This is a genomic window from Micromonospora sp. NPDC048830, from assembly GCF_043198215.1.
GTDB lineage: Bacteria > Actinomycetota > Actinomycetes > Mycobacteriales > Micromonosporaceae > Micromonospora.
Map to the genome: position 1 here is coordinate 1 of NZ_JBICUP010000091.1, position 8,398 is coordinate 8,398.

General features: G+C 66.5%; 7 protein-coding genes and 3 pseudogenes. 6 read left to right on the forward strand and 4 right to left on the reverse strand.

Going from position 1 to position 8,398, the window contains the following annotated elements:
• Window position 1: 1 nt before the first annotated feature.
• The 3 genes and pseudogenes from ACGFIZ_RS33595 (at window position 2) to ACGFIZ_RS33605 (ending at window position 2,642) form a co-directional block, all read left to right on the forward strand.
• A pseudogene (locus ACGFIZ_RS33595) lies at window positions 2-645 on the forward strand (IS6 family transposase).
• 859 nt (window positions 646-1,504) lie between these two features.
• Complete coding sequence (locus ACGFIZ_RS33600; RefSeq protein ID WP_393427201.1) at window positions 1,505-2,155, forward strand: response regulator transcription factor; 651 nt, start codon at window positions 1,505-1,507, stop codon at window positions 2,153-2,155.
• A 235-nt stretch (window positions 2,156-2,390) separates the two neighbouring features.
• Window positions 2,391-2,642 (forward strand): lactococcin 972 family bacteriocin, encoded by a 252-nt coding sequence (locus tag ACGFIZ_RS33605; RefSeq protein WP_393427204.1) that lies wholly within the window; start codon window positions 2,391-2,393, stop codon window positions 2,640-2,642.
• Window positions 2,643-2,704: 62 nt separating this feature from the next.
• Here the strand turns inward: ACGFIZ_RS33605 and ACGFIZ_RS33610 are convergent, their stop codons facing one another.
• From ACGFIZ_RS33610 to ACGFIZ_RS33620, 3 genes are read right to left on the reverse strand one after another with little or no spacing between them, the layout of a single operon-like run.
• Window positions 2,705-3,061 (reverse strand): hypothetical protein, encoded by a 357-nt coding sequence (locus tag ACGFIZ_RS33610; protein WP_393427207.1) that lies wholly within the window; start codon window positions 3,059-3,061, stop codon window positions 2,705-2,707.
• A 16-nt stretch (window positions 3,062-3,077) separates the two neighbouring features.
• On the reverse strand, window positions 3,078-3,749 hold the full coding sequence (locus tag ACGFIZ_RS33615) for an ABC transporter ATP-binding protein (RefSeq protein ID WP_393427210.1): 672 nt from the start codon (window positions 3,747-3,749) through the stop codon (window positions 3,078-3,080).
• A gap of 11 nt (window positions 3,750-3,760) precedes the next feature.
• On the reverse strand, window positions 3,761-5,716 hold the full coding sequence (locus tag ACGFIZ_RS33620) for a hypothetical protein (RefSeq protein ID WP_393427213.1): 1,956 nt from the start codon (window positions 5,714-5,716) through the stop codon (window positions 3,761-3,763).
• Between the two features lie 237 nt (window positions 5,717-5,953).
• On the opposite strand from ACGFIZ_RS33620, the gene ACGFIZ_RS33625 reads away from it, so the two are divergent.
• The 3 genes and pseudogenes from ACGFIZ_RS33625 to ACGFIZ_RS33635 all read left to right on the forward strand — a co-directional run.
• Complete coding sequence (locus tag ACGFIZ_RS33625) at window positions 5,954-6,814, forward strand: sensor histidine kinase (protein ID WP_393427216.1); 861 nt, start codon at window positions 5,954-5,956, stop codon at window positions 6,812-6,814.
• On the forward strand, window positions 6,811-7,521 hold the full coding sequence (locus ACGFIZ_RS33630; protein ID WP_393427219.1) for a response regulator: 711 nt from the start codon (window positions 6,811-6,813) through the stop codon (window positions 7,519-7,521). The genes ACGFIZ_RS33625 and ACGFIZ_RS33630 overlap by 4 nt, the downstream gene beginning before the upstream one ends.
• A 61-nt stretch (window positions 7,522-7,582) precedes the next feature.
• A pseudogene (locus ACGFIZ_RS33635) lies at window positions 7,583-7,818 on the forward strand (IS1380 family transposase); the annotation flags it as partial.
• 471 nt (window positions 7,819-8,289) lie between these two features.
• On the opposite strand, the pseudogene ACGFIZ_RS33640 reads toward ACGFIZ_RS33635, so the two are convergent.
• Window positions 8,290-8,397 (reverse strand): annotated as a pseudogene (locus tag ACGFIZ_RS33640) (IS6 family transposase); the annotation flags it as partial.
• Window position 8,398 lies beyond the last annotated feature (1 nt).

The window sequence follows — 8,398 nt, forward strand, 5'->3', positions numbered from 1 at the left end:
TATCGTGCTGGCGGTCCGTTGGTGTCTGCGGTTCAACCTCTCGTACCGGAATGTGGAGGAGTTGCTGGTCGAGCGGGGTGTCGAGGGGGATCACGTTACGGTCTACCGGTGGGTGCAGCGGTTCACCTTGCTGTTGGCCGACGCCGCTCGCTTCGCTCGTCACTCACCTGGTGACCGTTGGTTCGTGGACGAAACCTACGTCAAGGTCAACGGAGTGTGGCGGTACGTGTACCGAACCGTGGACCAGCATGGTCAGGTCATCGACGTGCTCGCCTCGGCCCGTCGGGACGCCGCGGCGGCCCGGCGGTTCTCTTCCACCGGGCGCTGACCACGCTGAAGGTCACGCCCGGCGAGGTTGCCACCGACGCGAACCCGGTCTATCCGAGGGTGCTCGACGACCTGGTCCCGTCGGCGTGGCACCACAGTAAACGACACGGCAACAATCCGATCGAGGCCGACCACAGCCAGCTCAAGCACAGGCTCAGACCGATGCGCGGGCTCCGCACCGACCGCACCGCGCAAACGATCATCGGCCGGCCATGCCTTCGTTCAGAACCTCCGACGCGGACACTACGAACTCGCCGCTGACGTCCCGCCCGGTCTGCGGGTGGCCGCCGCGTTACGGAACTGGCCGGAGCCATCTGACAGTGCCCGGTGACGCGGCTCGGCGTGTCCACCGATCCGCCAACGCAACAGCGCCAGCGAGGTGCTCGCTAGTTATAGCTATCGATTAACCTGAAGCTAGCAGGCCCACGCCATCGTTACGTGCGGTACCGTCGGTCTGACTTAGGGCGACCGGGGGAGGGCAACGTTGGCCGAGAGAGTGAACCGAGGCGCGAGTCAGTCGCTCGCGTGCGGCTGGCGGTGGCGCACGGGCGCCGGCGACTTCGGTCCGACATGGATGGGCACCGACTCGGGCTCGTTGGTCTCACCGGGGGCGTCCGCATATCGACACCTGGTTTACACCGGACAGACTGGTGCATTACCGTCTGAACCGTGACCGCCGTGCCGTGCACGAGCAGGATCTGATCGTCCAGGCCTGGATCGAACGCGCAGTCGGCGCCGTGCTGACGGCTGAACCGGCGGCCGGGCAGGGAAGTGTTCCGGCGTCGGGCTGGCCAAACGCACCGCTGGGCGCAGCGGCTTGATGCGGTGGTTGATCGGCGACGCGGCCCAACGGTTCGCCGGCAGCTCCCGGTCGAACGTCATTCACCCCGCTTCAGGCAGCTACCTCACCCTGGATGCGTACTTTCGTCGACCCGAAAATAGAATCGCGATAGAGGGCGCCGATGATATCGAAAACGTCATGGCGGCGATTTGCCGTGCATCCGACCTCATCTGTTCTCCGTGACTCGGTCGGGCTGGTGTTTGCTGCTGTTCCGACAGCGAAACTGCCGGACGGCAGGGCGGAGGCGGAGGTCCACGCTGATTCGGGCTTCGCACGCCTGTCGTTCCGGCAGGCCGCCGGAGAGGGGTGCCGGTGGTAAAGCCCACGCATGTTCTCGTGGCCACCAGCAACGAAGTGCTCCGGGCCGGCATCGCCGCGCTAATCGGACAGCGTCCCGGCTTCGCAGTGTCGGAGACCTCGGTAGATTCGGTCGCCCTCGTCGAGGAGGCGCAGGCTAGGAAACCGGACGTGCTTCTCGTGGACGTCGAAATGGCCGGCAGTCTGCGTGAGCTTCTGCGCGCGCGCAGCGGTGGCACGGTCACCAACATTGCGGTGGTGGCGCTATCGGCTGCCGACCCGCCGGACCTGGACGTTCTGCGGGAGATCGTCCAGTGCGGCGTCGAGGGAATCGTGACCGCCAACGATCAGGCCACGCAGTTGAGCGGTGCCATGCAGGCCGTGCGCCGCGGGCAGCGGTGGCTCAGCCCGACGATCGGTGGTTACCTGCTCGATGCCCTCAGGTGCGGCGGACCGGCTTCGTCATCCCCGCGAGGCGGGGCTACTGTGATGAACCTGACGCAGCGGGAACGCGTCGTTCTGGCACTCGTCGCGGATGGGCTGACGGTCAGCCAGATCGCCAAGCGGCTGCACCGGAGCGAGAGCGCGATCAAATACCACCTCTCCAACATGAGTGCTCGGTACCAGGCAAGCAACCGCGCTCACCTGGTGTACCTGGCCATTCGGGCAGGGGAGCTTCCGCTCGACTGACGGAATGACTAGTTCCAGGCTGAGCTGAACGGCTCGGGACAGAGCTCCGTCAATATGGTTTTCTCACTTCGGCCACCACGGCGACCTCCGGTCCGGTGGTGCCGTTCCGGGGACCGCCCCCGGCCTGCTTTATGAAATGGGGAGATCGGTGAATCGAACGACCAAGGCAGCGCTTGCCGGAGTAGCGCTTTCCGCAGCCCTGATGGGCGCCGTCGCCGGGCCTGCGGCGGCCTGGGTGAGCGTGGGATCCAAGACGCAGTACCCGTCGGAAGGCGGCACCTGGAAGTACGGATTTTGGGACGTCAAGCTCCGTTCCTACTACACCGTCAACAGGTGCCATGGGTCGACGGTGGTGAAGTACATCGACGGTACGGAGACCAACCGGTCGCGGAGCATCGACACCGCCTCTGGCCAGACGTCCATCGCCGAGATCGGAACCGTCAACTCGTCCGGCCTCGAGGCCAGCTACTACTACCGCACCTGCTAACCCTGCTCCGATGCCTGTGGCTCGGTGACCATTGGTCGCCGAGCCACAGGTGTTCCATTTGGCTACTTCTCGACGAGATGTACCGGAACGCCGAACCCGTCGTGGCGCAAGAGCAAATTGCCGATCGCTTCACGCTCCGGCTTCGATCCGTAGGTCACCTGAATCAGCGCACGATCCTGGCCCTTGGGGCACGGCGAGCCCACCTCGACCGAGATTCCCTCCCCCAGCGCCTCAATGTTGGTGGCGAGGGACTCGTTCCTGCTCAACGCCGCGCGGGCCTCGGCTGCGGTCGGCAATTCCTCACAGGGCGGGTGGGTGTCGGTCGACGTCGGGAACACACCGCCGAGAGCCGCGGCCGCGCCTGCACCGATGGCAACCACCGCGACGACGCCGATCGCAATCTTCGATACCAGAGACATGGCAGGTCCTTCCGCCCTACTGGGTCTGATTGACGGGTTGCGCAACAGCGCCGCTCCCGATCTGATGGCGTGAACCGCAGGCCTCGATCATCTCCGAGTCGTGCGTGGACACGATGACCGTGCAGCCTTCGGCAGCGAACTCCGCGAACAGAGCGATGACCTTCCGCCGGTTGGCGGCATCAAGCGACGCGGTGGGCTCGTCGACGAACACGACCGCAGCTCGCTTGTAGATGGCGCGGGCCAGCGCGAGCCGCTGCTTTTCACCGCCACTGAGATGGCTGGCCGCCTCATTCTGCCGGCCCGCCAGCCCGGTCTGATCGAGAACCTGCGCCAGCCGCTTCCCGTCGCCGGTGACCCGCTTGCCCAGCGGGCTCGACCGCATCGTGACGTTGAAGGCGACGGACTCCTCGTCCATGATCCCGTAGTCCTGCAGGACGAATGCCGCGTGGTCACGCCAGAACCGGCGTCGCGCCGCCGAGCCGTACCTCGTGACGTCCTTTCCATCGATCAGGATGCGGCCGCGGTCGACCGGGAGCAGCAGCCCGAGGCAGTGCAGCAGGGTGGTCTTTCCCGATCCGCTCGGGCCCACGAGGGCGGTCATCGTCCCCGGCTCGCAGCGTACAGACTCGCCGTCGAGCACTGGCCGCCCACCGATCGCTACTGAAACGGCCTCGGCCTCAATCAGCATTGGAACTCCCATCAGATTCGACGCCTGCTGACGCCGGAGAAACACCAGTTCGCGGCCCACAGATGACTCAGTGGAACGACGAACATCCCGAACAACGCGGCCACCAGCAGCGCACCTACGGCGTCGGGTCTCTGGAAGAGAGCGACGAGGCAAACGAGCGCCACGCCAGCCAGCAACTCCTTGTAGACCCGGCTCTGCAGGATCCGCCCCCATGGACGGCCGGACAGCCGCAACGGGAAGTCACGCTTCGCGTGCAGCAGGGCGGTGATCAGCGCGCTGATCGCGGCCGCGACCGTGAAGGCGACCACCAGAGCGGCCAGCGCGAGATTCATCAGCCAGACCACGTACGCCATGAACTGCGCCCGGAGGATCCCTTCCTCCGCGACGTAGACAACACTCAGGTCACCCTTGATCCCCCGGTCACTCAGGGCTTCGGAGGAGAGGCCGTCGCGCTCGAGCAGCCCCTGGGTTGCCGCCACGCCCGTGAACAGGATGTTCCTCGTCGAGACCATCGACGTCAGGTTCCGATCATTGAACGTCTGGTGCAGGGAGGGTATGACGGCGACGAGAACATCGTCCAGGAACGCCAGACTTCCGCCGCCGCCACCCTGGGCGACCGGCATCCGGAATCCGTCGGCGGGCCGTAGGTATCCGAACGCCGACAGGATTTGTCCGCCGGGACGTCGGCTTCTCGACAACAGTGAGAACGTCTCGCCGAACTCCCGCGAAAGCATGCTACTCACATGGTCGTAGCGCACCGGCGTGAGCGCCCCCGGAGGCGCGTTCGTGGTCATCAAATCGAGCCATCGCTGGTTCACGAAGGTGACCGCCGAGTAGTCGCCGAGATCGCCTCCCCATGTCTCGTCCGAGAAGGTGTACGAATACGCGATCGCCCCGGCCGCCTCGCCGTCCTTGACCAGGTTGCCGATTCGGGGCTCGAGACTGGTCATCTCGTCATCGCTCATCCCGAACTGGACCGCGACCTGATCCGCGAGGTTCTTCCATTGCGCCATCTCGGCGGCCGTGGCGGACGAGCTGCGATACGCCGACCAGGCCGGCCCGGCCGCGCCCACGACCAGCAGGAACGTCAGCGCCTGGACGACCACAGCCGCGGAGCGAAGGCTCTTCACTGCGGGCTGCCGGGTGGCCAGCATGGTGGCGCTCGGCCAGGCGGAGGCCGACATGGCCAGGGCAACGAGCAGTGACACGGCGATGACCGCGACCTCCACGCCGGCCAGCGCCTTGACGAAGACGCCGACGTACAGCCAGCCACGAGCAAGGCCCACGTAGGCGACAGCCACGAGGGTGACAGCGGCCGCCGGAACGAGCAGTGCGGCCGCGAATCCACACAAGTCCTGTGCCTGGATGCGCAACGCGGGGCAGCCACCCAGCACCCGGAGCGCGCGGCTGCGTGCCTTCATCGACAGCCAGAACAGCGCAAGCGCCGCGATGAGGGCGAATGCGGCCAGGACGGCTGCGGCGAAGCCGCCCTCTTGCATGGCGAACCGGAGACTGCCGGTCACAGACGCGTCGATGCGCGTCACCCGTACGCCCGCGCTGTTTAGCCGGCTCTGCAGCTCGGCGAGCCGGGCTCTGTCGCCAGTGACCAGATAGGAGCCGTCGGGCGACGAGTTGGCCAGCCGGTCCCTGCCTACGACCCTTCCCTCGCCGGTGCCGCTGAACCAGCGGAACGTCGCGGCCAGGCTCCTGTTGTTGAGGGCCACGAAGATCCGCTCGTCGCTGTCGCCGGCCAGGTCCGGTGCGATCCTGACCAATCCCAGGTTCCAGTCGGCATCCATCTGGGTCAGCGCCGCAAACGCTTCCCGGTCGCTGAACTGCGACTCGCCGAAGTCCAGGCCCAGCCTGCTCTGCGCGCCTATGGCCTGGGGAAAGTCCCGGTCGTGCAGGTCGGTGACGATCACCGCCACCAGAGCCAGCAGGGAGAACAGTGCCCCTGCAACCGCCATTACCACGCGCCTGTACAACGACCCTCCCGGGCGACCTCTGGACACTGTGGCGAAGGTGATGCCCCGCCGAACCCACACAACCACGCGGAGCGCGCCGAAACATCAGGCCGTGGGCGGCAAAGGATGTTTCTCGTCGGCCCAGAGTCCGTCGGACCGTAGTCCGATGCGGGTGCCCCGACCTCCGCACTCGCCCTTCATGTTCAATGTCCGGGAGCCTGGGAACGGTAGGCTTACCGCATGACCGAAGGCCGGCGTCGCTTCCGCCGACTATGGTTGCTACTGCCGGCTGCTGCGCTGCTCGTCGTGATGACGGCCGTCCTCGCGCTCGGGCTCACGTGGCCGTTCGTCACCGTCCTGCTGCTCGGCTTCGCGGCGGTCTCCGTATGGGCGATCGTCCGGTTGCTGCTCGAACGTTCCGAGCACGAGACGGTGATGGCGCGGCGCGACATAGCGGAGGCGGTGCTCGCCGAGCGCCTGCGCCTCGCCCGCGACCTGCACGACATCGTCTCGCACGGCCTCGGCATGATCACGGTGCGAGCGGCCGGCGCCGCACACCTACATGCCCGCAAGCCGGACGATCAGGCGCTGCTGGCTGCAATCGAGGACGTGGAGGCCATCAGCCGGAAGGCGACGGTCGAGCTGCGCCGCATGCTGGATGCGCTGCGGGATGTCGATGACCCGCCCGCCCGCCACCCCACCGAAACTCTGGCGTCCCTGTCGGGGATCATCGAGGGCGCCCGCCGGGTCGGCCTGCACGTCGAGCTGACCCAGGAAGAACTCGGGCCGGTGTCCCCGGGCGCTCAGGTTGCGATCTGCCGGGTCGTCCGGGAAGGGCTGGCCAACAGCGCGCGCTACGCCGGCTCGACCACGGTCAACGTCCGCCTGACGCGGACCCCGGTGGCAGTCTGTGTGACCATCGACGACGACGGGCCGAACCGGGGCTGGGCCGTCCGGCCAGGCGCCGGGCACGGCCTCATCGGGCTGCGGGAACGGGTGAACAGCCTGGGTGGGACCCTGACGGCGGAGCCGCGCGCGAAAGAGCACGCGGATCGTTCGGGGTTCCATCTCGAAGCCATCATTCCCGAGGGAGCGGCATGACCGGATCAGATCGGCCCTTGCGGGTCGTACTCGTCGATGACGAACCTCTACTCCGGCGGAGCCTCGCGATGATCATCGACGCCGAGCCCGATCTCGCGGTGGTTGGAGAGGCCGGCGACGGGATGGAAGCGATCGCCACGGCCGAGGCCACCCTGCCCGACGTGGTGCTCATGGACGTCCGGATGCCGCGGCTCGACGGCATCGAAGCAACCCGGAGCATCTGCCGGCTTCCGGAGCTCGGGCACACCCGAGTGCTGGTCCTGAGCATGTTCGACCTCGATGAGTACGTCTTCCACGCGCTCCGTGCCGGAGCCAATGGCTTCTTGCTGAAGGACAGCCGGCCGGGCGATCTACTCGACGCCATCAGGCGTACGCACGGCGGCGAAGCGCTCTTCGCCCCGTCGATCCTGGCACGCCTGGTTGAACACTATGTCTGCAAGCGGCACACCAGCCCCCCTGATCCTGTGCAGTCCCGGCTCGACGAGCTGACCGCCCGGGAGGCCGAGGTGCTCGGCCTCATCGGGCAGGGTCTGTCCAACGACGAGATCGCCGGACATCTCACCATCGCCGTCAAGACCGTCAAGTCTCACGTCTCACACCTGCTGAGCAAACTCGGAGCCCGCGACCGGGTGCAACTCGTGATCGCCGCGTACGACGGCGGCCTCGTGAAGCCCGTGCCCGCCCCCGCACGCGATCGGCGGGCATAGGTTAGCCTCACTCTTTCGGTAGCTGTTGATCAAGGCGGCGGCCAGCGCGGTTGATCTGTCCCGCGGCCTGCGTGAACACGGTATCGACATTCGGTTCTCCGTCGGGTGGCGATCACCGAACCGGTTCGGGAAGCGATCCGCGCCGTCACCGCCTGGACCGGCGCCCTCAACAGCAAGGGTGACCTGCGTAACGGGGCCGAGATCTGCGAGATCACCGGTCTGCTGCCGGCCGGCTGGCGGGCCGCCTACCCACCCGGCACCCGGTTCATCGTCCGGCGTGAACGCCCACACCCCGGCGGGGTCTGTTGCGTTGGGCGAAAGCATGATCGACTCCGGCTTGCCGGGTGTGGTCTGCTGGGCCGGTGAGGTCGTCGACTCGTGTCCGGTCCTAGGTCACGGATGATGTTGTTGTCCAGGGCAGCTCGCAGCAGAGGCGGATCCTGTCGTGAGAAGAGATCCGGGTGCCCGTGGTCACGCCACCAGACGTCGAGAAGGTGGCCGGTGTGGCTTCGCCCCCGCACCTGTGATCTCCTGTGAAATCCCAGATCGATCCACAGCTTGTCGATCCTGTAGTTCTGGCGGCACTTGACGCTTATACCGGCCAGATCGTGGTGCTTCGCCGAGAGGTGTTCAACGAACATGGTGGCGATCAACACCGTTGCGTTTAGCGCCGTGAGCGGGAGGCAAGCCCCTTTTCGAAGATCGTGATGTCGGCGTGGAAGGTGTAGGTCTGCGTGGTTGCGGGGTGCTGTCCGGCGTTCGCGCTGACCGGTAGACCGTAACGTGATTTACCTCGACACCCCGCTCGACCAGCAACTCCTCCACATCCCGGTACGAGAGGTTGAACCGCAGACACCAACGGACCGCCAGCACGATC